Annotated in this window: 18 protein-coding genes; 12 read left to right on the top strand and 6 right to left on the bottom strand. The window is 68.4% G+C overall.

Annotation, left to right across the window (positions count from 1 at the left end):
- Positions 1-76 precede the first annotated feature (76 nt).
- The 6 genes from I7X18_RS08375 (at position 77) to I7X18_RS08350 (ending at position 5,935) form a co-directional block, all read left to right on the top strand.
- A complete protein-coding gene (locus I7X18_RS08375; protein WP_193048241.1) occupies positions 77-556 on the top strand; it encodes a DUF3237 domain-containing protein in 480 nt (159 codons plus the stop codon).
- On the top strand, positions 553-930 hold the full coding sequence (locus tag I7X18_RS08370) for a nuclear transport factor 2 family protein (RefSeq protein ID WP_193048240.1): 378 nt from the start codon (positions 553-555) through the stop codon (positions 928-930). The genes I7X18_RS08375 and I7X18_RS08370 overlap by 4 nt, the downstream gene beginning before the upstream one ends.
- 67 nt (positions 931-997) lie before the next feature.
- Positions 998-2,698 (top strand): L-lactate permease, encoded by a 1,701-nt coding sequence (locus I7X18_RS08365; protein WP_193048239.1) that lies wholly within the window; start codon positions 998-1,000, stop codon positions 2,696-2,698.
- Between the two features lie 20 nt (positions 2,699-2,718).
- Positions 2,719-4,080, top strand: coding sequence for an FAD-binding oxidoreductase (locus tag I7X18_RS08360; RefSeq protein ID WP_193048320.1), 1,362 nt, complete (start codon positions 2,719-2,721; stop codon positions 4,078-4,080).
- Between the two features lie 53 nt (positions 4,081-4,133).
- Complete coding sequence (locus I7X18_RS08355) at positions 4,134-5,330, top strand: cytochrome P450 (RefSeq protein WP_193048238.1); 1,197 nt, start codon at positions 4,134-4,136, stop codon at positions 5,328-5,330.
- Positions 5,330-5,935: a TetR/AcrR family transcriptional regulator gene (locus tag I7X18_RS08350; RefSeq protein WP_193048237.1), complete on the top strand. Its 606-nt coding sequence runs from the start codon at positions 5,330-5,332 to the stop codon at positions 5,933-5,935. The genes I7X18_RS08355 and I7X18_RS08350 overlap by 1 nt, the downstream gene beginning before the upstream one ends.
- Here I7X18_RS08350 and I7X18_RS08345 read toward each other — a convergent pair.
- From I7X18_RS08345 to I7X18_RS08335, 3 genes are all read right to left on the bottom strand, one after another.
- A complete protein-coding gene (locus I7X18_RS08345; RefSeq protein ID WP_193048236.1) occupies positions 5,907-6,623 on the bottom strand; it encodes a siderophore-interacting protein in 717 nt (238 codons plus the stop codon). The two genes, I7X18_RS08350 and I7X18_RS08345, sit on opposite strands and share 29 nt — an antisense overlap.
- Positions 6,624-6,770: 147 nt before the next feature.
- The gene (locus I7X18_RS08340) at positions 6,771-7,931 is read right to left on the bottom strand and encodes an acyltransferase family protein (protein WP_193048235.1); all 1,161 of its coding nucleotides are present in this window, start codon (positions 7,929-7,931) and stop codon (positions 6,771-6,773) included.
- Complete coding sequence (locus tag I7X18_RS08335) at positions 7,928-9,601, bottom strand: DEAD/DEAH box helicase (protein WP_193048234.1); 1,674 nt, start codon at positions 9,599-9,601, stop codon at positions 7,928-7,930. Before I7X18_RS08335 ends, I7X18_RS08340 begins: the two co-directional genes overlap by 4 nt.
- Before the next feature lie 88 nt (positions 9,602-9,689).
- On the opposite strand from I7X18_RS08335, the gene I7X18_RS08330 reads away from it, so the two are divergent.
- From I7X18_RS08330 to I7X18_RS08320, 3 genes are all read left to right on the top strand, one after another.
- Positions 9,690-10,244, top strand: a complete 555-nt coding sequence (locus tag I7X18_RS08330; protein WP_232375436.1) for an LppP/LprE family lipoprotein — start codon at positions 9,690-9,692, stop codon at positions 10,242-10,244.
- Between the two features lie 30 nt (positions 10,245-10,274).
- The gene (locus I7X18_RS08325) at positions 10,275-13,718 is read left to right on the top strand and encodes a TM0106 family RecB-like putative nuclease (RefSeq protein ID WP_193048233.1); all 3,444 of its coding nucleotides are present in this window, start codon (positions 10,275-10,277) and stop codon (positions 13,716-13,718) included.
- Positions 13,719-13,807: 89 nt separating this feature from the next.
- Positions 13,808-15,532: an HNH endonuclease signature motif containing protein gene (locus tag I7X18_RS08320; protein ID WP_198730538.1), complete on the top strand. Its 1,725-nt coding sequence runs from the start codon at positions 13,808-13,810 to the stop codon at positions 15,530-15,532.
- Positions 15,533-15,565: 33 nt separating this feature from the next.
- Here I7X18_RS08320 and I7X18_RS08315 read toward each other — a convergent pair whose 3' ends face one another.
- A complete protein-coding gene (locus I7X18_RS08315; protein WP_193048231.1) occupies positions 15,566-17,452 on the bottom strand; it encodes an MFS transporter in 1,887 nt (628 codons plus the stop codon).
- Between the two features lie 85 nt (positions 17,453-17,537).
- Positions 17,538-18,839 carry a multidrug effflux MFS transporter gene (locus I7X18_RS08310; protein WP_193048230.1) on the bottom strand — a complete coding sequence of 434 codons (1,302 nt, stop codon included), beginning with the start codon at positions 18,837-18,839 and terminating at the stop codon, positions 17,538-17,540.
- Between the two features lie 174 nt (positions 18,840-19,013).
- Between I7X18_RS08310 and I7X18_RS08305 the strand changes: the two genes are divergently transcribed.
- Both I7X18_RS08305 and I7X18_RS08300 read left to right on the top strand, forming a co-directional pair.
- Complete coding sequence (locus I7X18_RS08305) at positions 19,014-19,772, top strand: hypothetical protein (RefSeq protein ID WP_193048229.1); 759 nt, start codon at positions 19,014-19,016, stop codon at positions 19,770-19,772.
- Between the two features lie 164 nt (positions 19,773-19,936).
- Positions 19,937-23,752 carry a multifunctional oxoglutarate decarboxylase/oxoglutarate dehydrogenase thiamine pyrophosphate-binding subunit/dihydrolipoyllysine-residue succinyltransferase subunit gene (locus tag I7X18_RS08300; RefSeq protein WP_193048228.1) on the top strand — a complete coding sequence of 1,272 codons (3,816 nt, stop codon included), beginning with the start codon at positions 19,937-19,939 and terminating at the stop codon, positions 23,750-23,752.
- 9 nt (positions 23,753-23,761) lie between these two features.
- On the opposite strand, the gene I7X18_RS08295 is transcribed toward I7X18_RS08300, so the two are convergent.
- The gene (locus I7X18_RS08295; protein ID WP_193048227.1) at positions 23,762-24,130 is read right to left on the bottom strand and encodes a DUF732 domain-containing protein; all 369 of its coding nucleotides are present in this window, start codon (positions 24,128-24,130) and stop codon (positions 23,762-23,764) included.
- Positions 24,131-24,231: 101 nt separating this feature from the next.
- On the opposite strand from I7X18_RS08295, the gene I7X18_RS08290 reads away from it, so the two are divergent.
- On the top strand, positions 24,232-25,062 hold the full coding sequence (locus I7X18_RS08290) for an SDR family NAD(P)-dependent oxidoreductase (protein ID WP_193048226.1): 831 nt from the start codon (positions 24,232-24,234) through the stop codon (positions 25,060-25,062).
- The last annotated feature ends 3 nt before the right edge of the window (positions 25,063-25,065 follow it).

The following is a 25,065-nucleotide window of genomic DNA, read 5'->3' as shown; positions in this document are numbered from 1 at the left end:
TGCTTACAGTCCCGATAGGCCCTCACTGACCGGCCCCGCCGCGGACGGCTCGTCCCCTCGGCCTGAAAGGCACACCATGGCAACCACTTTGGTCGACATCGACGCCATCCCCGCACTCGAGCACCTGCTCGACATCAACATCGGGTTCGCCCCGGTACAGATCTTCGACACGCCCGTCGGCACGCGCTTCACCTACGTGGTCAGACACGGCCGCTGCGAGGGGCCACGCGTCGCGGGCGACATCCTGCCCGGCGGCGGCGACTGGATCCTCTTCGGCACCGACCGCGTTGCTCGCCTCGACGTGCGCGCCACGTTGCGCACCGACGACGGCGCACTGATCCACATCACCAACACCGGACGGGTGCACATGCCGCCTGATGCCGCCGCCCGGTTCGCCGCGGGAGAACTCATCCGGCACGACGAGATGGTGGCGCGGTCGAGTCCGCTGTTCGACACCGACGACGAGCGCTACCGGTGGATCAATGCCGTGCACACGGTGGCGATCAATCAGGTGTCGCTGACGGAGGTGCACTACCGGGTGTTCGCGGTCCGATGAGCCTGCGCGAGCTCTACGACCGGTACGCGGCGGCATGGGCCGGTCGCGACCCCGACGCGATCGTCGCCCTCCACGCCGACCAGACGACGTTCTGGCTGCACGACGGCAGGCCCGCAATCGAGGGTCGCCCGGCGGTGCGCGATGCGTTCGCCGCGATGTTCGAGGCACTGCCCGACCTCGGGTTCGTCGTGCACCGCACCGAGTTCGGGCCGCGGCACTGGGTGCTGGACTGGACGGCGACCTCGACCGGCTCCGACGGCCGGCCCGTGTGCTTCGACTGCATGGATCTGGTGACGGTCAGCGATGACTGGCGGGTGGCACGCAAGGACACTTTCGTCGACGGCGCGCAGTTCCTTCGCGCACTCGGCGGCTGACGTTTACCTCCACACACTCTATGGGTAACCGACCCGAGTTGTGATCCGTGCCACAGCGAGGTGAGCCGTGTACCAGCAAGTTCTCGATCCCGTCGCCAACTCGCTCGCCTGGAGCGCAGCGGTGGCGGCCGTCCCGCTCCTTCTCCTGTTCGTGCTTCTCGGTGCGTTGAAGATGACCGCATGGAAGGCATCGCTCATCTCGCTGGCCGTCAGCGTCGCGATCGCCGTCCTCGTGTACGGGATGCCGGTCGGACAGACTCTGCTGGCAGGCACCGAAGGAGCCGCCTTCGGCTTCTTCCCGATCCTGTGGATCGTCATCAACGCCATCTGGGTGTATCAGATGACCGTCGAGACAGGCCATTTCGACGTGCTGCGGCGATCCTTCAGCTCGGTCAGCGACGACCAGCGCATCCAGGCCATCATCATCGCCTTTTCCTTCGGCGCCCTGATCGAGGCGCTTGCCGGGTTCGGGACACCGGTGGCGGTCACCTCGGTGATGCTGATGGCACTGGGCTTCCGCCCCCTGAAGGCAGCCGTGCTGGCCCTGGTCGCCAACACCGCGCCCGTCGCCTTCGGCGCGATGGCCACTCCCATCATCACGCTCAGCAAGGTCACGGAGTTGGACGTCGACACACTCGGCGCGATGGTCGGCCGGCAGACACCGATCCTCGCGCTGTTGGTGCCGCTGGCGCTGGTGGCGATCGTCGACGGTCGCCGTGGCATGCGCGCGACGTGGCCGGCAGCCTTGGTCTGCGGCTTCGTGTTCGCCGTCGCGCAGTACGCCACGTCGAACTTCCTGTCGGTACCGCTGGCCGACGTCGTCGCTGCACTGCTGTCGGCGGCCGCGGTCGTCGCGCTGGTGCGGGTGTGGCATCCCGCCAACTCCTACACCGAACTCGCCGAGCCCGCTGAGGTCGCCGGGGACGGCGGGGGTCCGGTGCCGGCCGGCGGGAACGGGGCGACCGGAGGTGCGTTACGCACGGCCGACGAACCGACCACCCGGCGGGACCACGGCGTCGAGGACTCCCGCGCCGACGTCGTCAAGGCGTATGCGCCCTACGCGATCATCATCGGCGTCTTCGTCATCTGCCAGATTCCGGCGGTCAAGACGCTGCTGGAAAAGGCGACGTTCGCCGGGAACTGGCCGGGCCTCAACGTGGTCGACGCCGACGGCGACCCGTCGACGCTGACGAAGTTCACGCTCAACCTGCTGACCACCCCCGGCACGCAGATGCTGTTCGCCGGCGTGCTCACGATGATCGCGCTGCGCCTGTCGGTGCCGCGGGCGGTCAAGGCGTACGGAGTGACGCTGCACCAACTGCGTTGGGCGATCGTCACCGTCATGACCGTGCTCGCACTGGCGTTCGTGATGAACCTGTCCGGTCAGACGATCACGCTCGGCACATTCATGGCCGCCGCGGGTGGGGCCTTCGCGCTGCTGTCACCCATCCTGGGCTGGCTCGGCGTCGCGGTCACCGGTTCCGACACCTCGGCGAACTCATTATTCGGCGCGCTCCAGGTGACCGCCGCGAACCAGGCCGGACTGTCCGATGTGCTGATGGCCGCGTCCAACAGCTCCGGCGGCGTCCTGGGCAAGATGATCTCGCCGCAGAACCTCGCGATCGCCGCGGCGGCGGTCGGACTCGACGGAAAGGAGGGCGACATCTTCCGTCGGGTGATCTTGTGGAGCCTCGGGTTCCTCGTCCTGCTGTGCGCGTTGTCGGCGCTGCAGTCCTCGCCGGTGCTGTCGTGGATGGTGCCGTCATGAGCACTCGTAGCATCGGGGCCATGGATGCGCTCGCCGATTTGACCGCCGAACTGCCCGACGGTGTCGTCGTCACCGATCCCGACATCGTGGCGTCCTACCGGCAGGACCGGGCGGCCGATCCGAATGCGGGCACCGCGCTGGCCGTCGTGCGCCCCAGCCGCACCGAGGAGGTGCAGGCGGTGCTGCGCTGGGCATCCGCGCACCAGGTCGCGGTGGTCCCGCGCGGGATGGGCACCGGGCTGTCCGGCGGAGCGACGGCGCTCGACGGCGCGATCGTGCTCTCGACGGAGAAGATGCGCGACATCACCGTCGACCCGGTCACCCGCACCGCGGTCGCGCAGCCCGGTCTGCTCAACGCCGAGGTCAAGAAGGCCGTCGCCGAATACGGGCTGTGGTACCCGCCCGACCCGTCGTCGTACGAGATCTGCAGCATCGGCGGCAACATCGCCACCAACGCCGGTGGCCTGTGCTGTGTGAAATACGGCGTGACCACCGACTACGTGCTCGGCCTGCAGGTGGTGCTGGCCGACGGCACCCCGGTGCGCCTGGGCGGGCCGCGGCTCAAGGACGTCGCGGGGCTGTCGCTCACCAAGTTGTTCGTCGGCAGCGAGGGCACGCTGGGCGTGATCACCGAGGTGACCCTGAAGCTGCTGCCCCCGCAGCCGTCCCCGTGCACGGTGGTCGCGACGTTCGACACGGTCGAGGCGGCCACGGGTGCCGTCGTCACCATCACCGGCCGCATCCGGCCGTCGATGCTGGAGTTCATGGACCAAGTCGCCATCAACGCGGTCGAGGACAAGCTGCGTATGGGTCTGGACCGCAACGCCGCCGCGATGATGGTCGCCGCCTCCGACGACCGCGGTGCCGCCGGCGCGGAAGACGCCGCGTTCATGGCGCAGATGTTCACCGAAGCCGGTGCGACGGAGGTGTACTCGACGTCAGACCCCGAGGAGGGTGAAGCTTTCGTGGCGGCGCGGCGATTCGCGATCCCTGCCGTCGAGGCCAAGGGTTCGCTGCTGCTCGAAGACGTCGGCGTGCCGGTGCCCAAACTCGCCGACCTGTGCACGGGTATCGAGAAGATCGCCGCCGACCGCGACGTGCTGATCTCGGTGATCGCCCACGCCGGTGACGGCAACACTCACCCGCTGATCGTGTTCGACCCGGCCGACGCGGCGATGGCCGAACGCGCCGAGCAGGCGTTCGGGGAGATCATGGACCTCGCCGTCAGCCTGGGCGGCACCATCACCGGCGAGCACGGCGTCGGGCGGTTGAAGCGGCCGTGGCTGGCCGGTCAGATCGGGCCGGAGGCGATGGAACTGAACCGCCGGATCAAGGCGGCGCTCGACCCTGCCGCGATCCTCAACCCGGGCGCCGCGTTCTGACCCTGCCGGTTGAGGGGTTGACACACAGCTGCGTCTTGTCGTACCCATGAGACATGACGGCGGGTGTGTCTCACGAAGCGCGGTTCGAGTTGGCGACGGCGGCGACCTGGTCCGACCTGTGGCCGATGTACGCCGCGCTGCGTGACCACGACCCCGTCCACCACGTCGTCCCGCCCGCGGCGCCCGATCTCAACTACTACGTCCTGAGCCGCCACGCCGACGTCTGGCGGGCCGCCCGGGACCACGAGACCTTCTCGTCCGCTCAGGGGCTGACCGTCAACTACGACGAGCTGAACCTGATCGGGCTGGCGGACAACCCGCCCTTCGTCATGCAGGACCCGCCGGTGCACACCGAGTTCCGCAAGCTGGTCTCGCGCGGGTTCACCCCCCGGCAGGTGGAGGACGTCGAACCGGCGGTGCGCGCGTTCGTCGTCGAGCGCATCGAAGCGCTGCGCGCCAACGGCGGTGGCGACATCGTGCGAGAGCTGTTCAAACCGCTGCCGTCGATGGTCGTCGCGCACTACCTCGGTGTTCCGGAGGCCGACCGGGCACAGTTCGACGGGTGGACCGAGGCGATCGTTGCGGCCAACGCCGAGTCGGGCGGCGTGGCCGCGGCCGGTGACGCGATCGGCGCGATGGCAGCCTACTTCGCCGAGCTGGTCGAGCGGCGCCGCCGCGAACCCGGTGACGACACCATCAGCCACCTGGTGGCCGCCGACGTCGACGTGCTTCCGGTGCTGGCGTTCACGTTCACGATGGTCACCGGGGGCAACGACACCACCACCGGGATGCTCGGTGGCACAGTGCAACTGCTGCACCAGCGGCCCGACCAACGCCGGATGCTCACCCAGAATCCGGACCTCATCGCCGACGCCGTCGACGAATTCCTACGGCTGACCTCACCGGTGCAGGGGCTGGCGCGCACCGCGACCCGTGACGTCACGATCGGCGACGCCACGATTCCCGCCGGACGCAAAGCACTGCTGCTCTACGGTTCGGCCAACCGCGATGAGCGCGAATTCGGCCCGGATGCAGGCGAGCTCGACGTCACCCGCAAGCCGCGCAACATCCTGACCTTCAGCCACGGCGCGCACTTCTGCCTGGGCGCGGCGGCGGCCCGGATGCAGTCGCGCGTCGCGCTGACCGAACTGCTCGCCCGCTGTCCCGAGTTCACCGTGGACGAGGCCGGAATCGTGTGGGCCGGCGGCAGTTACGTGCGGCGTCCGCTGTCCGTACCGTTCGCGATCTGATGCCCGCCGACTGGCTCGCCGACCGGCGCACCGAGGTCGCCGCCGACCGCATCCTCGACGCGGCGGAGCGGCTGTTCACCGAACGCGACGCCGCGAGCGTCGGCATGAACGACATCGCCAAGGCCGCCGGCTGTTCTCGCGCGACGCTCTACCGGTACTTCGACAGCCGAGACACCCTGCACACCGCCTACGTACACCGCGAGGCGCAACGGCTGTACCGCACGCTCACCGAGCGAGTCGGCGAGGTGGCCGACCCAGCCGCGCGGCTGGTCGAGGGCATGCTCATCGCGTTGCGCAGCGTGCGCGAAAACCCGGCGCTGTCATCGTGGTTCGCGCCAACGGCGCGGCCGATCGGCGGTGAGTGGGCCGAGCGCTCCGAGGTCGTCAAGGCGATGGTGGAGACGTTCGTGGGGTCACTGGGCGACGCCGACCCCGACCCTGACGACGTGGAGCGTCGCGCCCGCTGGCTGGTACGGGTGCTGACGTCGCTGCTGCTGTTCCCCGGCCGCGACGACGACGACGAACGCGCCATGCTCGCGGAGTTCGTGGTGCCGGTGGTGCTGAGCGGGCAGACCGTCACACCTGCCAGTAGGCCTGAGCCTTGATGGACTTCTTCGGGATCTTGTAGTCCTCGCGGAAGACCTTGGCCACCGCCCGGGTGGTGCGGTTGTCGCAGGCCACCCAGCCGAAGTGGTCGGCCGCGTCGAATGCCGCCGCGGCGACCGTCTCGATGAGTGCCTCACCGGCGTTCTTGCGGTCCACCCAGGTGACGTCGGAACTGCGGACCACCGGCAGTTGCTTGTCCTCCTCGTGGCCCGCCTCCAGGAACACCCGCGCGGGGGCGTCGTCGATGGCGGTCAGCAGGGAGTTGATCGCGGGAAGTGACGCGGTGTCGCCGACGATCACGTAACCGGCCGGAAGTGGTTGCGGGAGCGCGAAATTGCTGCCCAGCACGGTGATGTCGATGGTGTCGCCGGGTTGTGCGTCGCGCGCCCACCGGGATGCCACGCCGTCGTGCAGCGCGAACTCGATGTCCACGGTGTCACTCGCCGGGTCGGGGTTGACCAGGGTGTAGCCGCGCTGGTGTTGTTTGTCGCCGTCGGCGAACCAGACCCGGACCCACTGCGTCGGGTGCGGAGGGTTCTCGGCGAGCATGCCGCCAGCGGCGAAACTGAGCCGCAGGTAGTACGGTCCGACCTCGCGCTTACCGGTGACCGTGAACGTGAAGTCGCCGGCGCGCATCAGCTTGAGCACTGCGCCGCTGAATCCGCGCGACGGTTTCTTGTCGGACATGCGTCCACCCTTCGTCTGACAACTTAGGGCAGCTTAACCTAAGGCGGAGAGGGAACGAGCGGTCCGGTCCATTCAGTTCGCCGAGACTGCGGGGAGTGCAACTTCTGCGGCGGATGCGTGATCTCCCAGCAGTTTCGGCGCAGGGGTTCAGCTCCGCACCCTGGTGAACCGGTGCAGCAACCAGGCCAGCGGGATCGTCACCACCATCGTGCCGACGAACAGCCCGACCATGGACCCCGTGTAGATGGGATACCGGAGGATCTCCACCATCACCAATTCCATGGTTACCAGGTGGATCAGGAAGATCTCGAAGGAGATCTCGCCGAGGAAGACCATCGGCCTGCTCGCCATGACCCGCGAGTAGAACCCCCGGTCGCCCAGCGCCAGCGGCGCCACCGTCAGCGTCGCGATCACCGCGTAGAACCCGGTTTTCACCAGCGCCTCGCGCAACGCGGCGGGCGAGGTCGTGGGTTCTCCCGCGATCGGTGTGGAGGCGATCAGATAGCAGACGACCGCCAGCGGGATGGCCACCAGCGCGTAGACGCGCACCCCAATCGCCTGCAGCACCGCCAGCAGCATGCCGCCGACGAACCACGCCAGATACGTCGGCAGCCAGAGTCGGGCGCCGTCGGGCAGCCAGTCGACACTGTGCACCAGCCACAACGACAGCGGCGACACGGCGACGAACGCCGCCAGACCGGCCAGCAGCACACCCGGCCGCCACGCCCGCCGGCACAGCAGCACCAACAGCACGTAGGCCATCAGCGGCAACACGACGTAGAAGGCCGCCTCCACCGCGAGGCTCCACATCTGCGTCAACCCCTGATGCAGGAACGAGTACAGATAGCTGTCGGTGTAGATCTGGGTCAGCGTGAGGTTGCGGAACAACCCCTCCCAGGTGTGCCCGGGATTCGGGCCCGCGGTGCGGAAGTGGTAGACGAGATAGGCGGCCAGCACGGTCACGATGTAGGCCGGCATGATGCGTCGCACCCGATGCCACGCATAGCGGCGCACCGACGGCGGCGGACCACCGCGGGCCGCCGCCCGCACCCACGGCCCGAACAGCAGGAAACCCGACAGCACGAAGAAGATCGGCACCCCGATCTCCATGCGCGAGTACACCAGTCCGGCGAACCCCTGGCCGTACTTCCCGGTCGTGTACGCGGCGTGGGTCAGCACGACCAGCAGCGCCGCGACCGCGCGCACCCCGGTCAGCGATGCCACGCGCTCCGCGGTCGAGACGGACTCCAGCCCGCCCTGGGCTGAGCCGTCCGAGACGGAGTGCTGCACGCCCCGGGGTGCGGTCACTTGCCCTTGTAGCGCGCCTTGGGCCCGCGTTCGGGTTCCAGATTGATCAACATGCCCTGAATACGGGTGCGTTCGAGCTTCTTGAGGGTGTCATCCGGCAGGTTGGCCGGCAGCTCGACCAGCGAGTACTCCGGCTTGATCGAGATGTGGCCGAAGTCGCTGCGGTTCAGGCCGCCCTCGTTCGCGATCGCACCCACGATCGCACCGGGCATCACCTTGTGCCGCTTGCCCACCGCGATGCGGTAGGTGGCGAGGTCCGTCCGGGTGCGGTCGCGCGGCTTGCGCGGGCCGGTGTCCTCGCGCACGGGCCGCTCCCGCCGCTTCTCCGGCGGCGGTTCGGTCATCAGGAACGCCTCGCCGTTGCGCGACTGCACTGCCAGCGCCGCGGCGATGTCGGCGATCGGTACGTTGTGGTCGCGTTCGTAGTCCTCGATGAGGCGGCGGAACAGGTCCGTGCCGGGCCCGTTGAGCGCCTCGCCGATCGAGTCGCGGAACTTCTCCACCCGCTGGGCGTTGACGTCGTCGACCGACGGCAGCTGACTTTCGACGAGCTTCTGCCGGGTGACCCGTTCGATCGCGTTGAGCAGGTGCCGTTCGCGCGGGGTGACGAACAGCAGCGCGGTGCCCGAGCGGCCGGCCCGGCCGGTGCGCCCGATGCGGTGCACGTAGGACTCCGGATCGTGCGGGATGTCGAAGTTCACCACGTGCGAAATTCGCTCGACGTCCAGGCCGCGCGCGGCGACGTCGGTGGCGACCAGGATGTCGATCGAGCCGTCCTTGAGCTGCGCGATGGTGCGTTCACGCACCGCCTGCGGGATGTCGCCGTTGATGGCGGCGGCCGCGAATCCGCGGGCCCGCAGCTTCTCGGCGACCTCCTCGGTGGCCTGCTTGGTGCGGACGAACACGATCATCCCGTCGCCCTGCTCGACCTCGAGCAACCGAGTCAGTGCGTCCATCTTGCGCGGGTACGACACCTGGATGTAGCGCTGCGTGATGTTCTCGGCGGTCTGCGTCTTCGACTTGACCGTGACCTCGACCGGATCGTGCAGGTACTTCGCGGTGATCTTCTTGATTCCCGGCGGCATGGTCGCGGAGAACAGGGCGACCTGCTTGTACTCCGGCGTATCCGACAGGATGCGTTCGACGTCCTCGGCGAAACCCATCTGCAGCATCTCGTCGGCCTCGTCGAGCACCATGTAATCGAGGTGCGACAGGTCGAGGGTGCCCTTCTCCAGATGGTCGATCACCCGGCCCGGTGTGCCGACCACGACCTGCGCGCCGCGTTTGAGGCCGGCCATCTGCGGTCCGTAGGAGGAGCCGCCGTAGACCGGCAGGACGTTCACGTTGAGGTGGGCGCCGTAGCGGCCGAACGCCTCGGCCACCTGCAGCGCCAGTTCGCGGGTGGGCGCCAGCACCAGGGCCTGCGTCTTCCGGCTGCTGGTGTCGATCTTCGACAGGATCGGGATCGCGAAGGCCGCCGTCTTACCGGTACCGGTCTGGGCGAGGCCCACGACATCGGACCCGGCCAGCATCGCCGGGATGGTGGCGGCCTGGATCGCCGACGGGGTCTCGTACCCGACATCGGACACGGCCCGGAGCACGTCCGGGTGTATTTGCAGGTCAGCGAAGGTGGGTTCGGCGCGGGTGGAGTCCGGTTCAGGCGACGTCATAACGGCCCCAGTCTAATGCGCTATCGGGCGACTTCCGCCCAGCGCGCCTGTTCGAACCTCACATCCGATCCCGGTACGGTGCGCTGTTGTGAAGCGGGTGGTCGTGATCGCGGTCGGTGCGGCCGCATTGTCGACCCTCGTCGCCTGTGGTTCCGGGGACTCGACGGTGTCCAAGACCCCTGAGGCGTCGGCGCCTCCGCCTGCGGTCACCACGCCGAGCATCGCCCCGACCGTCGGGCCGCCACCGCCCGCCTCCGGGCCGACGGATCCCTGCGCGGTCAACCTCGGCGCCCCCGAGATCGCCAAGGCCGTCTCCGAATTGCCGCGCGATCCGCGCAGCAACCAGGCGTGGAGCCCCGAACCGGTGGCGGGCAACTACAACGAGTGCGCGCAACTGTCGGCGGTGATCGTGCGCGCCAACACCAACGCCGACAACCCCAACACCCGCGCGGTCATGTTTCATCTCGGCAAGTTCATCCCCACCGGGGTGCCCGACACCTACGGCTTCAACGGCCTCGACCCGGCAGGCACCACCGGCGACACCGTCGCCCTGCGCTACTCCGGTGAGGTCGAAGGGCTGGCCAGCATCGTGCGGTTCCGCTGGAACGGCAACGGCGTCGAGCTGATCGGCAACACCGGCTAGCTGTCGGACCGCTGCCCTACAGTGGCTGTCGTGTTCGTCGAATCCATTGGGGCGCACGACGACGTCACATCCAGCGCCGGATCCAGCAGGGTCATCTACAGCGCATCCGATCTCGCCGCGGCCGCCCGCTGCGAGTACGCGCTGCTGCGCTCCTTCGACGCCCGGCTGGGGTGGGGTCCGCCGGTGGCCGCCGAGGACGACCTGCTGGCCCGCACCGCCGTGCTCGGAGACGACCACGAGCGGCGCCATCTCGACGAGCTGAGGGCCGAGGGCGACCACAACGTGACCGTCATCGGCAGGCCGCCCTACACCGTGGCCGGGTTGACCGCCGCCGCCGAGGCCACCACCCGCGCCGTCGCCCGCCGCGCCCCGGTCATCTACCAGGCCGCGATGTTCGACGGCCGGTTCGCCGGATTCGCCGACTTCCTGATCCTGACCGGCGACCGCTACCTCCTGCGCGACACCAAGCTCGCGCGCTCGGTGAAGGTCGAAGCGCTGCTGCAGCTAGCCGCCTACGCCGAGGCGCTGACCGTGGCGGGGGTCCCCGTCGCCGACGAGGTCGAACTCGTGCTCGGCGACGGTGCGACCGCCCGCTACCCGCTCGACGAACTGCTTATGGTGTATCGGCCGCGGCGCGAGGCGCTGCAGCGGCTGCTCGACGGCCACCTCGCCGGCGGCGCGCCCGTGCGGTGGGAGGACGCGGATGTTCGCGCGTGTTTCCGCTGCCCGGAGTGCAGCATCGAGGTGCGCGCGCAGGACGATCTGCTGCTCGTGGCGGGGATGCGGGTGAGTCAGCGGGCCCGGATGCACGACGCCGGGATCACCACCGTCGCCGAACTCGCCGAGCACCGCGGACCTGTCCCGGAATTGCCGGCACGCACGGTCGACGGACTGAGCGCCCAGGCCCGGCTCCAGATCGCACTGCGCGTCGACGGCAAACCGCCCTACGAGGTCGCCGATCCGCAACCGCTGATGCTGCTGCCCGAACCCGACAAGGGTGACCTCTTCTTCGATTTCGAGGGCGACCCGCTGTGGACCGACGACGGCCAGGAGTGGGGTCTGGAGTACATGTTCGGCGTGCTCGACACCGCCGACGGCTTCCACCCGCTGTGGGCGCACGACCGGCCGCAGGAACGCCAGGCGCTCGAAGACTTTCTGGCGATGGTGCGCAAGCGGCGCAAACGCCATCCCAACATGCACATCTACCACTACGCCGCCTACGAGAAGACCGCGCTGCTGCGGCTGGCCGGGCGCTACGGCGTGGGCGAGGAGGCCGTCGACGACCTGCTGCGCAGCGGTGTGCTGGTCGATCTTTATCCGTTGGTGCGCAAGAGTTTTCGTATCGGCACCGAGAACTACAGCCTCAAATCGCTCGAACCGCTCTACATGGGTGGCCAACTCCGCACCGGCGACGTCACCACCGCCGCCGCGTCCATCACGCAGTACGCGGAGTACTGCGATCTGCGCGCCGCCGGCCGTGATGACGAAGCTGCCGTCGTCCTCAAGTTCATCGAGGACTACAACCGCTACGACTGCACGTCCACGCGCAAACTGCGCGACTGGCTGGTCTGCCGGGCCATCGACTGCGAGGTCCCGCCCCGGGGGCCGCAGCCGGTCGTCCGGGACGGCGCCGCGGCCGAACCGGTGGACGCGCTGGACCGCGCGCTGTGCCGTTACGCCGGCGACGAACTCGACGGCCGCACGCCCGAGCAGTCCGCCGTCGCGATGATCGCCGCCGCGCGCGGCTACCACCGTCGTGAGGACAAGCCGTTCTGGTGGTCACACTTCGACCGGCTCAACAATCCGGTCGACGAATGGGGCGACAGCACCGAGGTCTTCCTCGTCGACGCGGACGGCGCGCAGGTCGACACGGATTGGCATACGCCGCCGCGGGCCCGTAAACCGCAGCGCCGCGTCCGGTTGACCGGTGCGATGGCCGCGGGCGGGCTCGGCCGGGAGATGTACGCCCTCTACGAGCCGCCGGCCCCGGCCGGACTCAGCGACGATCCGGACCGCCGGGCGGCGGGTTCCGCCACCGTCGTCGAGTGCGACGATGCCGACGCGCCCAGCGAGGTGGTCATCGTCGAGCGGACGCCCCGCGACGGGGAGGAGTTTCACCAGCTCCCCTTCGCGCTGACACCGGGTCCACCGATCCGCACGACGGCCCTGCGGGATTCCATCGAGTCGACCGCCACCGAGCTCGTCGACACGCTGCCGCGGCTGCCCGCCACGGCGGTCACCGACATCCTGTTGCGCCGTCCGCCGCGCACGCGCAGCGGCGCACCGCTGCCCGCCGGGCCGGACACGCCGGAGGTGATCACCGCCGCCCTGCTCGACCTCGACGCGTCGTATCTGGCGGTGCACGGCCCGCCGGGGACGGGCAAGACCTTCACCGCGGCGGCGATCATCGCCACGCTGGTCAACACGCACCGCTGGCGTATCGGGGTGGTCGCTCAGTCACACGCGGTGGTGGAGAACCTGTTTCGCGGGGTCATCGCCGCGGGGGTGGACGCGGCGCGGGTGGCCAAGAAGCGCGGGCACGCCGGCGACGCGTGCTGGACGGTGCTCGACGAGGCGCAGTTCCCGGGTTTCGTCACGGAGAACGACGGTTGCGTGATCGGCGGCACCGCATGGGATTTCGCGAACGGCAACAGGGTTCCGCGCGGCTGCCTCGACCTGCTCGTGATCGAGGAGGCCGGCCAGTTCTGCCTGGCCAACACGATCGCCGTCGCGCCGGCCGCCGCGAACCTCCTGCTGCTCGGCGACCCCCAACAGCTGCCGCAGGTCAGCCAGGGGACCCATCCCGAACCGGTCGACACGTCCGCGCTCGGCTGGCTGGTCGACGGTGCACACACGCTGCCCGCCGAGCGGGGCTACTTCCTCGACGTGTCCTACCGGATGCACCCGGCGGTGTGCGCGGCGGTGTCGCGGTTGTCGTATGACGGTCGGCTGCAATCGTTCGACGCCGTGACCGCGGCGCGCACGCTCGAGGGCTGCTCCCCCGGTGTGCACGAGGTGACGGTCCCGCACGACGGCAACGCCACGGAGAGCCCCGAGGAGGCCGACGCGATCGTCGCCGGGACCCTCCGGTTGCTCGGTTCGGCATGGACCGACGAAGACGGCACACGACCGCTCGCCGAAGAGGACGTGATGGTGGTGACGCCGTACAACGCGCAGGTGGTGCTTTTGCGTCAACGGCTCGACAGCGCGGGGCTCAGTGGTGTGCGGGTCGGTACCGTCGACAAGTTCCAGGGGCAGCAGGCGCCGGTGGTGTTCATCTCGATGGTCGCCTCGTCCATCGACGACGTGCCGCGCGGAATCTCGTTCCTGCTCAACCGAAATCGGCTCAACGTGGCGATCAGCCGGGCCAAGTATGCGGCCGTGATCGTACGGTCCGACGCGCTCACCGAATACCTGCCGTCGACGCCTAAGGGCCTCGTCGAACTCGGTGCGTTCCTGTCATTGACGACGTAGGGGCGGGATTCTCCACAGCGGCGAATTCGTCCACAGGCTTTGGGTTTTCGCCTCGAGGCGTGTCAGACCCCGTCGCTAGAATCGCCAGTATGTTCGATGGTTCGTTACCCGAGATCGGGGCCTTCTCCGCGTTGAGTGACGCGGAGTTGGTGGCGGCCTCTGCCGGGTGGGGACGCGTCGAATCCGCCGCCGCCGCACGCAAACTCGCCGCGATGGCCGAAGTGTTCCGCCGCCGCACCGGCATCGAGGACGCCGAAGAGCGGGAGAACTGGTTCATCGACCCCGAAACCTCCGTCTTGAGTGAACTGGCCGCCGCCCACCACATCACCGACCGGCTCGCCTCGGCCCAAACCCACCGCGGGGTCCTGCTCGCCAACCGCTTCCCCAACGTCGCCGCACTCTTTGAAGCCGGCCTGATCAGCGACCTGGTGATCCGCACGATCGTCTACCGCACCTACCTGATCACCGACCCCGACGCGATGGCCGCCGTGGATGCCGCCCTGGCCGAGCAAGTCCTCTGCTGGGGACCCAAATCGCAGGCCAAGACCGAAGAAGCCATCGACGCCCTGGTCGAAATCCACGACCCCGCCGCCCTGCGCCGCCGCGAACCCGCCACCCACACCCGCGACCTGCAGTTCGGCACCATCACCGATGCTGCCGGGATGATGACCGTCTACGCCCGCGTGTACAGCCCCGACGGTGTCGCCCTTGAACAACACGTCGAAGACCTGGCCCGCACCGTATGCCCCGATGACCCCCGCACCCTCAAAGAACGCCGCAACGACGCCTTCGCCGCCCTGTCCACCGGACAGCCGCTGCGCTGCGAATGCGACAACCCCGACTGCCCCGCCACCACCCCCGACCGCCCCACCCCCACCGTCGTCATCCACCTCATCACCACCGAAGAAGCCCTCGCCGCCGCCAAGCACCACAACGCTGCACAAGAAGACAATGGCGACCAGCCCGCCGCCGTGTCGGATGGCACTGAGACAGAACCCGCACCTGTCGAGCCGGATAACGCTGCGCGGGAGCAAGAGCGCACTGATCACGGGCCCCTGGAGTCCGCATCGGAAACCTCCCCAGAGTCGGACCCTGTGGAGCCGGGGAACGGTGTGCGCGAAGACGAGCCGACCGGCAATGAGCCGCAACAGGACTTCTCGGCCGAGTGCAAGCCGGTCGACCTCGAGCCTGCGCCCACACCAAAGCCGTCGCCCACTCCCGCACCGGCGTTCGTCATCGGCGGCGGCGTGCTCAGCCCGGTGATCCTGCCCGCGTTCCTCGACCGCGCGAAGCTCCGCCAACTCACCCATCCCGGCGACGCTCCCCCCGAACCCCGCTACGTCCCCTCCACAGCGCTGCAAGATTTCGTGCGCTGCCGCGATCTGACCTGCCGATTTCCCGGCTGCGACAAACCCGCCTACCTCACCGACATCGACCACACCGTGCCCTACCCGGCAGGTCCGACATGCGCATCCAATCTCAAATGCCTATGCCGAAAACACCACTTGCTCAAGACTTTCTGGGCCGGCATCGGTGGTTGGCACGACGAACAACTCCCCGACGGCACCGTCATCTGGACATCACCCAACGGGCAGACACACATCACCCAACCCGGTAGCGCACTGCTGTTCCCCACCCTGTGCGCCCCGACCGCGCCGATCCCGAAGATCACCAAGGCGCCGACACCCAACAGCGGCGTCAAGATGCCCAAACGCCGCCGCAGCCGCGCCAAAGACCGCGCCTACCGCATCGAACTCGAACGCCGCCTCAACGACGCCTTCGTCGCCGAACGCACCAAACCCCCACCGTTCTGAAACGACCGGTCAGTCAGCGCCGAAACGGGCGAGTCAATCCCCTCGGGAATGACGGCCGGAGGGTGGGCCGCCCTCACGGAGGAGCCAGTCCGGCACATCGTCGCCGTCCTCGCGGTAGCGGCGACGCCTCCCGTTCGTGGACGGCTCCACCGCTTCAACGTGAAAACCGTTGTGTGCGAACCCGATCCGCTCGACGGTTGGCCGGTCCGGCACCTCGGGCAGCAGTTCCTCGAGGATGCGACGCCACGGGTCCTCGCCGGGAGCCGGCTCCCGGCGCGCGTCCTGCCGTCGGACATGGGAGATCAGCGGCTGGGTGACGCTCTCGTCGCCTCTGACGTCCGCATGCGACGGAGCGGATTCGGCGAACTCGAGGTCGTCCCAGCTGACCGCGTACTCGAGGTACTCGTCGTCGTCATAGCCGTCGTCCTCCGGCACGGCCCGCACCACCGGGGCGGCCGGGGCCGCAACAGGCTCCCCGAAACCGCGAAGGAAGATGGCCGCCACCACCCCGATCAGCGCCACGAACGCCGGCAGCAACAGCGACTGCGACATCGCCGCGGCAAAGGGCTCATGCAGGAACCCGGGCAATCCCGAGACCGCGCCCTCCCCCTCCGGCGCCGACCCCGGTCCCGACGGCAGCTCCGCGCTGATCCGCGACGTCATGAACGCCGCCATGCTCGCGCTGCCCACCACCGAGCCGACCTGGCGCGTCGCGTTGTACACACCCGAACCCGCGCCGGCGAGATCCGACGCCAGGTTGCGCGTGGCCGTCGCCGCCAGCGGCGACCAGATGAACGCCATGCCGATGCCCATCACCAGGAACGGCAGCACAAGCCGCCAGATCGGCGTATCCGGCGCCATCTCGATCGACAACCAAGTCAGGGCGATCGCCAGCGCCGAGAACCCGAACCCGATGATCGGCCGCGGGTGGGCGCGGTCCACGATGCGCCCGACCACCGGCGCCAGCACCCCGGACGCGATGGCCATCGGCGCCGTCAGCAGCGCAGACTCGGTCGGGGTCAGCCCGCACACCGCCTGCGCGTAGAACATCGCGGGCACGATCATCCCCGTCACCACGAAACCGATGACCGCAACGCCGAAGCTCGACAGCCAGAAGTCCCGGTCCTCGAAGATCCGCAGCGGAATCAGCGGCTCGTGCGGATTGACCGACTGCCAGTACACGAAGCCGACCATCAGCGCGATACCGGACACGATCACCGCCCAGATCCACGGCTGCCAGCTGTGCGAGTGCCCCTCCTGCAGTCCGAAGACCACGGCGAACATGCCGACACCCGACAGCAGCACCCCCAGCAGGTCGAACCGGTGCGCCGCCGTGGGCAACGCCGGCACCCGCCAGAACGCCAGCACGAGACCCACCAATCCGACCGGCACGTTGACGAAGAAGATCCACTGCCAGCCGAGGTGGTCGACCAGCACACCGCCGGCCAACGGACCCACCAGCGTGGCAACCCCCGCCGTCGCGCCCCAGATGCTCATGGCCACGCCCCGGCGTTCCGGTGGGAAGATCCGCGTGATCGTCGACAGGGTCTGCGGTGTCAGCAGCGCTGCACCGACGCCCTGGACCACCCTCGCGGCGATCAGGGTGTCGATGGATCCGGCCAGCCCGCACCACAGCGACGCCGCCGTGAAGACCGCCAGCCCGAGCAGATACATGTTCTTGGGGCCGAAGCGGTCGCCCAGTCGGCCCGCCACGAGCAGCGGCACCGCATACGCCAGCAGGTAGGCGCTGGTCACCCAGATCACCGCGTCGTAGTCGGCGCCCAGTTTCTCCATGATGACCGGGTTGGCGACGGCCACGATGGTCGCGTCGACCAGGATCATGAAGAAGCCGACCATCATGGCCCACAGCGCATGCCATGGGTTAGCGGTCACCGGTCGTGATTCAGACGTGGGAAACATATCGAGTCGACTCGCCTATCCAAAGGATCCAGCCGACGCTACGTACCCGGCCCCGTGCGAAACAAGTCCACAGGTAGCTGAGATCTCAGGCGGGTTCGGCTACGGATCCCGCGGTGTCCTCGACGATGTCCTCGTCCCCGAGCTCGTCGTCTGCGCGGTCCTCCGGCACCCGGGCCACCAACAGCGCGACCAGTGCCACCACGGTGGCGGCGGTCATGACCAGCGCGAGCGCGAACTCGTCATTGCCGAGCACGCCGACCAGCGGCGCGACCGCCGCGCCGATTCCGAATTGCGCCGCGCCGAGCAACGCGGCCGCGGTGCCGGCGGCCTCGTTGTGCCGCGACAGCGCGACCGCGGGCGCATTCGGCAGGACCAGACCCATCGCGGCCAGGATCACCCAGACCAGCACCAGGAACCCGACCAGGCCACCGACCTCGGCGACGGCCAGGCCGACGAATACGACACCGGCCAGCGAGGCCACGGCCAGCGCCCACACCATGATCCGTTGTGGCGAGAACCGACGCAGCAGCACGACGTTGAACTGCGTGGTGGCGATCAGCGCCACGGCGCCGGCGCCGAACACCAGGGCGAAGGTCTGCTGATCCAGCCCGTAGCCGCCCTGCAGCACGAACGCCGCACCGGAGATATAGGCGAACAGCCCGGACATTCCCAGCGCCGCGACGACCACGAGCACCACGAACCGCACATCGCGGAACAGCGACACATACGTGGCCGCGATCCCACGCACCCGCAGCGGACGGCGGTGCGCGACCGGCAGCGTCTCGGGCAGCACCAGTGCCGCCATCAGGAGCAACCCGCCGGCGAGGATCACGAGCACCGCGAACACCCAGTGCCACGACGCGTGCAGCAAGACCACCGCACCCAGCGACGGCGCCAGCACCGGCGCGACACCCAGCATGAGCATCAACCGCGACATCACTGTCGCCGCGGCCGTACCGGAGAACAGATCACCCACGACGGCGATCGCCACCACCATGGCGGCAGCGGCGCCCATGCCCTGCAGGGTGCGGGCCAGCCCCAGCAGCGCGATGTCGGGTGCGAACATGCACAGAATCGACGCCAGCATGTGCAGCACGATCCCGGCCATCAGCGGTCGGCGCCGTCCCAGGGAATCCGACAGCGGCCCCACCACCAGCTGACCGAGCGCCAGCCCGGCCAGGGTGCCGGTGAGCGTGAGCTGCGCGATCGACGAAGAGACCCCGAGTTCGTCGGCGATACCCGGAAGCGCAGGCAGATACATGTCGATCGTCAGCGGGCCGAGTGCCACGAGTGCGCCGAGCACCACGATCATCCGCAGTCGACTCGGAGCCGCCGTCACGATTGGGCTGAGCGCAGGCCTGTCGTCCACGTGCGGGGATGTTGCCATGGAAATGATCAGCGAGTCGCATCGATGTTTTCTTCCATCCGCGTCCCGACAGTGACCGCTGTCACGGCTGCGGATCGGTGACTCCGTCACAGCCGGGCACCCGCACCCGCCGCCGTTCGTTGACGTCGCGTTAGCCTGGGAAGTCAGGCGCCACGGGTAAGGGAGGCCTCGCAAATGAGCGCTCGATCGGACCGCAAGAAACAGCTGGCTCTTGCCGGCAACACCGGCGACGAGAAACCGAGTGCGGCGGCCAAGGTGCTGTCGCAGATCATCGAACGCAGTTCCCGTGTGCAGGCGCCGGCGGTGAAGGCCCATGTGGACCGCGTGCGTGCCGGTGACCGCAATGCCTCACCGGCGCAGATCGTCACCAAGCTGGAGAAGCAGTACATGGCCGCGGTCACGGCCAGCGGCGCGGCGGTGGGCTCCGCGGCCGCGCTGCCCGGTATCGGCACGCTGACCGCGATGTCGGCGGTGGCCGGCGAGACGGTGGTGTTCCTGGAGGCGACGTCGCTGTTCGTGCTCGCCGTGGCCGAGGTGTACGGCATCCCGGCCCGCGAGCGGGAGCGGCGCCGGGCGCTGGTGCTCTCGGTGCTCGTCGGGGAGGACGGTAAGCGGGCGGTCGCCGACCTGATCGGCCCGGGCCGCACCAGCGGGGCGTGGGTCACCGAGGGGGCGGCGACGCTGCCGTTGCCCGCGGTGTCGCAGCTCAACTCGCGGCTGCTGAAGTACTTCGTCAAGCGCTATACGCTCAAGCGCGGGGCGCTGGCATTCGGCAAAGTGCTGCCGGTCGGCATCGGTGCCGTCGTCGGCGGATTCGGTAACCGGATGATGGGCAAGCGCATCATCGAGAACGCCCATTCGGCGTTCGGTCCGGCGCCCTCACGGTGGCCGGCGACACTGCATGTGCTGCCGTCGGCGCACCCGAATCCGTGACCACTACGACCAGAACCCGCACAAGGCGGCATTGCCGTGGTCGGGTGATGGCCGGAGCGCTAGCCTTTAGGCGGCGCGAAAGCGGGTAACCGCAGAACAGAACATGAGCGGCGAGCACCTTGCCATGCTCGCCTGAGGCGACGGAAACGAGGCGAGTAGCTGCCGTGAGCAGTTCACCTTCACCATTCGGCCAGAACGAGTGGTTGGTCGAGGAGATGTATCGCAAGTTTCGCGAGGATCCCTCGTCGGTAGACCCCAGTTGGCACGAGTTCCTCGTCGACTACAACCCGGAACCCACCGCCGACTCCGGCACGAGCGGAAATGGGCGGCAGGCGCGCGGCAGTACCGCCACCGCCGCGCCCAAGGCACCGCCGGAACCCGCACCCGCCCCGGCACCCAAGGCGCAGGACACCAAGCCTGCGGCCAAGGAACCTGCCGCCAAGGAGGCCCCCGCCAAGGAGCCTGCTCCGAAGATGCCGGCCGAGACGAAGTCGGACAAGTCGTCGAGTAACGGCACCGCGAACGCTCCCGCCAAGGAGTCGAAGCCGGCCCCCAAGGAGTCCAAGCCCGCTGCGGCCCAGTCCTCCGACGACAGTGACCAGAATCAGGTGCTGCGCGGCGCGGCCGCCGCGGTCGCGAAGAACATGTCGGCCTCCCTCGACGTGCCGACCGCCACCAGCGTGCGGGCAATCCCCGCCAAGCTGATGATCGACAACCGCATCGTCATCAACAACCACCTCAAGCGCACCCGCGGCGGCAAGATCAGCTTCACCCACCTGATCGGGTACGCGATCGTCTCGGCGGTCAAGAAGTTCCCGAACATGAACCGCCACTTCGCCGAGGTGGACGGTAAGCCGAACGCGGTGACCCCGGCCCACACCAATCTCGGCCTGGCCATCGACCTGGCCGGCAAGGACGGCAACCGCCAGCTCGTGGTGGCGGCCATCAAGAAGTGCGACACCCTGCAGTTCGGGCAGTTCATCGCAGCCTACGAGGACATCGTGCGGCGCGCCCGCGACGGCAAGCTCACCGCCGAGGACTTCGCCGGCGTGACGATCTCGCTGACCAACCCCGGCACCATCGGAACAGTGCACTCGGTGCCGCGGTTGATGCGCGGCCAGGGCGCGATCATCGGTGTCGGCGCGATGGAGTACCCGGCCGAATTCCAGGGCGCCAGCGAGGAGCGCATCTCCGACCTCGGCATCGGCAAGCTGATCACGCTGACGTCCACCTACGACCACCGCATCATCCAGGGCGCGGAGTCCGGCGACTTCCTGCGGACCGTGCACCAGCTGCTGCTGTCGGACGACTTCTTCGACGAGATCTTCCGCGAACTGGGCATCCCCTACGAGCCGGTGCGCTGGCGCACCGACAACCCCGACCCGATCGAGGACAAGAACGCCCGCGTCATCGAGCTGATCGCGGCGTACCGCAACCGCGGGCACCTGATGGCCGACATCGACCCACTGCGCCTGGACAGCAATCGGTTCCGCAGCCACCCCGACCTCGACGTGCTCACCCATGGGCTGACGCTGTGGGACCTCGACCGCGAGTTCAAGGTCAACGGGTTCGCCGGTGCGGAGCGCAAGAAGCTGCGCGACGTGCTCGCCGTGCTGCGGGATGCCTACTGCCGCCACATCGGGGTGGAGTACACCCACATCCTCGAGCCCGAGCAGCAGCAGTGGCTCCAGGAGCGCATCGAGGCCAGACACGAGAAGCCCACCGTCGCGCAGCAGAAGTACATCCTGAGCCGGCTCAACGCCGCTGAAGCCTTCGAAACCTTCCTGCAGACCAAATACGTTGGGCAGAAACGGTTCTCACTGGAAGGCGCGGAGACCGTCATTCCGATGATGGACGCCGTGATCGACCAGTGCGCCGAGCATGCGCTCGACGAGGTCGTCGTCGGTATGCCGCACCGCGGCCGGCTCAACGTGCTGGCCAACATCGTCGGCAAGCCCTACAGCCAGATCTTCAGCGAGTTCGAGGGCAACCTCAACCCGAGCCAAGCCCACGGCTCCGGCGACGTGAAGTACCACCTCGGTTCCAGCGGCACGTACCTGCAGATGTTCGGCGACAACGACATCACGGTGTCGCTGACCGCCAACCCGAGCCACCTCGAGGCCGTCGACCCGGTGATGGAAGGCCTGGTGCGCGCCAAGCAGGACCTGCTCGACAAGGGCGACACCGAGGACGGGTACTCCGTCGTGCCGTTGATGCTGCACGGCGACGCCGCATTCGCCGGGCAGGGTGTGGTGGCCGAGGTGCTGAACATGGCGCTGCTGCGGGGCTACCGCACCGGCGGGACGATCCACCTCATCGTCAACAACCAGATCGGTTTCACCACCTCGCCGTCGGCGGCCAAGTCGTCGGAGTACTGCACCGACGTGGCGAAGATGATCGGCGCGCCGATCTTCCACGTCAACGGCGACGATCCCGAGGCCGCGGTGTGGGTGGCCAAGCTGGCCGTCGACTTCCGGCAGAAGTTCAAGAAGGACGTCGTCATCGACATGCTGTGCTACCGCCGCCGCGGGCACAACGAGGGCGACGACCCGTCGATGACCCAGCCGTCGATGTACGACGTGATCGACACCAAGCGCGGGGTCCGCAAGAGCTACACCGAGGCGCTGATCGGCCGCGGCGACATCTCCATGAAAGAGGCCGAGGACGCGCTGCGCGACTACCAGGGCCAGCTGGAGCGGGTGTTCAACGAGGTCCGCGACCTCGAAAAGCACGACATCGCACCCAGCGAGTCGGTGGAGTCCGACCAGCAGATCCCGGCCAAACTCGCCACCGCGGTGGACAAATCGCTGCTGGCCCGCATCGGTGACGCGTTCCTCAATGTGCCGGACGGTTTCACCGTGCACCCCCGGGTCAAGCCGGTGCTCGAGAAGCGCCGCGAGATGGCTTACGAGGGCAAGGTCGACTGGGCGTTCGCCGAACTCCTGGCCCTGGGCACGATGGTCGCCGAGGGCAAGCTGGTCCGGCTCTCCGGCCAGGACACCCGCCGCGGCACGTTCACCCAGCGGCATTCGGTGGTGATCGACCGCAAGACCGGTCAGGAGTTCACGCCGCTGCAGATGCTGGCGACCGACTCCGACGGGAACCCGACCGGCGGCAAATTCCTGGTGTACGACTCGCCGCTGTCGGAGTTCGCCGCGGTGGGCTTCGAATACGGCTACTCGGTCGGCAACCCCGACGCGATGGTGCTGTGGGAGGCACAGTTCGGCGACTTCATCAACGGTGCCCAGCCGATCATCGACGAGTTCATCAGCTCCGGTGAGGCGAAGTGGGGTCAGCTCTCCGATGTCGTGCTGCTGCTGCCGCACGGCCACGAGGGCCAGGGTCCCGACCACACGTCAGGCCGCATCGAGCGATTCCTGCAGCTGTGGGCCGAGGGGTCGATGACGATCTCGATGCCGTCGACACCGGCGAACTACTTCCACCTGCTGCGCCGGCACAGCCTCGACGGGATCCAGCGGCCGCTGATCGTCTTCACACCGAAGTCGATGCTGCGCAACAAGGCGGCGGTCAGCGACATCCGCGACTTCACCGAGCACAAGTTCCGCTCGGTGCTCGAGGAGCCGACCTACACCGACGGTGACGGTGACCGCGACAAGGTCAAGCGGGTCCTGCTGACCAGCGGCAAGATCTATTACGAGCTGGTGGCCCGCAAGAACAAGGAGGGCCGCGACGACGTGGCGATCGTGCGGATCGAGCAGCTCGCGCCGCTGCCGAAGCGGCGGCTGGCCGAGACGCTGGACAGGTATCCGAACGTCGAGGAGAAGTTCTGGGTGCAGGAGGAGCCGGCGAACCAGGGTGCGTGGCCGACGTTCGGGCTGACGCTGCCCGAAATGCTCCCGGACTACTTCAAGGGCATCACGCGGATCTCGCGGCGGGCGATGTCGGCGCCGTCATCGGGTTCGTCGAAGGTGCACGCCGTCGAGCAGCAGGAGATCCTCGACGAGGCGTTCGCCCCGTAACCCTCAGATCTACAGACCCGGGAGCGGGAGCGGCGACTTGCCGTAGGCGAGCGCCGCGACCGCGCCCGGGCAGAAGATCTGGATCGCCAGGCCGGTGAACATGGTGGCCGGGCCCAACGGGCGGCCGATCATGCCGGAGACGTCGGACGCCACGTTCGCGACGTTCTGGCCGGGCTCGGCCAGCATCGGGCACACCGACTGGCCGACACGGACCGCGGTGGCCTGATCGACGCCGGCGACGCCCGAACCGGCCAGCGCGGACAGGAACATGTCGGTGGCCGTATCGGCTCCGGCCGACCCCGCGCCCAGCGACATGGCGGTCCCGATCATCCCGGACACGGCGAGCGACGCGACGGCCGCGCGGTGAAAGAGCTTCATGACAGGACCATCGCGGCGCGGCCGCCCACCGTTACCCCGCTGCACCGGTACCGCGAGTACCGACTAGCCTCGACGCGAGTCAACTGACACGAGGAGTGGGTATGCAGGGCTTCGCCGGAAAGGTCGCCGTGGTGACCGGCGCCGGATCGGGTATCGGGCAGGCACTGGCTATCGAGTTGGCCCGCTCCGGGGCCGGCGTGGCGATCAGCGACGTCAACACCGAAGGGCTGGCCGAGACCGAGGAGCGCATCAAGGCGATCGGCGGGGCGGTGAAGTCCGACCGCCTCGACGTCACCGAGCGCGAGGCGTTCCTGCTCTACGCCGACGAGGTCAAGGACCACTTCGGCAAGGTCAACCAGATCTACAACAACGCCGGCATCGCGTTCACCGGTGACATCGAGGTCAGCCAGTTCAAGGACATCGAGCGGGTGATGGACGTCGACTTCTGGGGTGTGGTGAACGGGACGAAGGCATTCCTGCCCCATCTGATCGCCTCCGGCGACGGGCACGTCGTCAACGTCTCCAGCGTCTTCGGTCTGTTCTCGGTGCCCGGCCAGGGCGCCTACAACGCCGCCAAGTTCGCGGTGCGCGGGTTCACCGAGGCGCTGAATCAGGAGATGACGGCGGCAGGTCACCCGGTCAAGGTGACCACCGTGCACCCCGGCGGCATCAAAACCGCGATCGCGCGCAACGCCACCGCCGTCGAGGGCCTCGACCCGGAGCAACTGGCCAAGCTCTTCGACAAGAAGCTCGCCAACACCTCCCCTGAGACGGCGGCGCAGGTGATCCTCGACGGGGTCCGCAAGAACAAAGCCCGCGTGCTGATCGGTAACGACGCCAAGGTGCTCGACGCGATCATCCGGGTGGTCGGGCCGCACTACCAGCGGCTGTTCCCCAGGGTGACGTCGAAGATGCTGCCCAGGCCGCACTGACCG

It is taken from the genome of Mycolicibacterium baixiangningiae, from assembly GCF_016313185.1.
In the GTDB taxonomy this organism is placed as follows: domain Bacteria; phylum Actinomycetota; class Actinomycetes; order Mycobacteriales; family Mycobacteriaceae; genus Mycobacterium; species Mycobacterium baixiangningiae.
The sequence above is the reverse complement of the archived record's forward strand: the minus strand, read 5'-3'. Positions and strand labels throughout refer to the sequence as shown.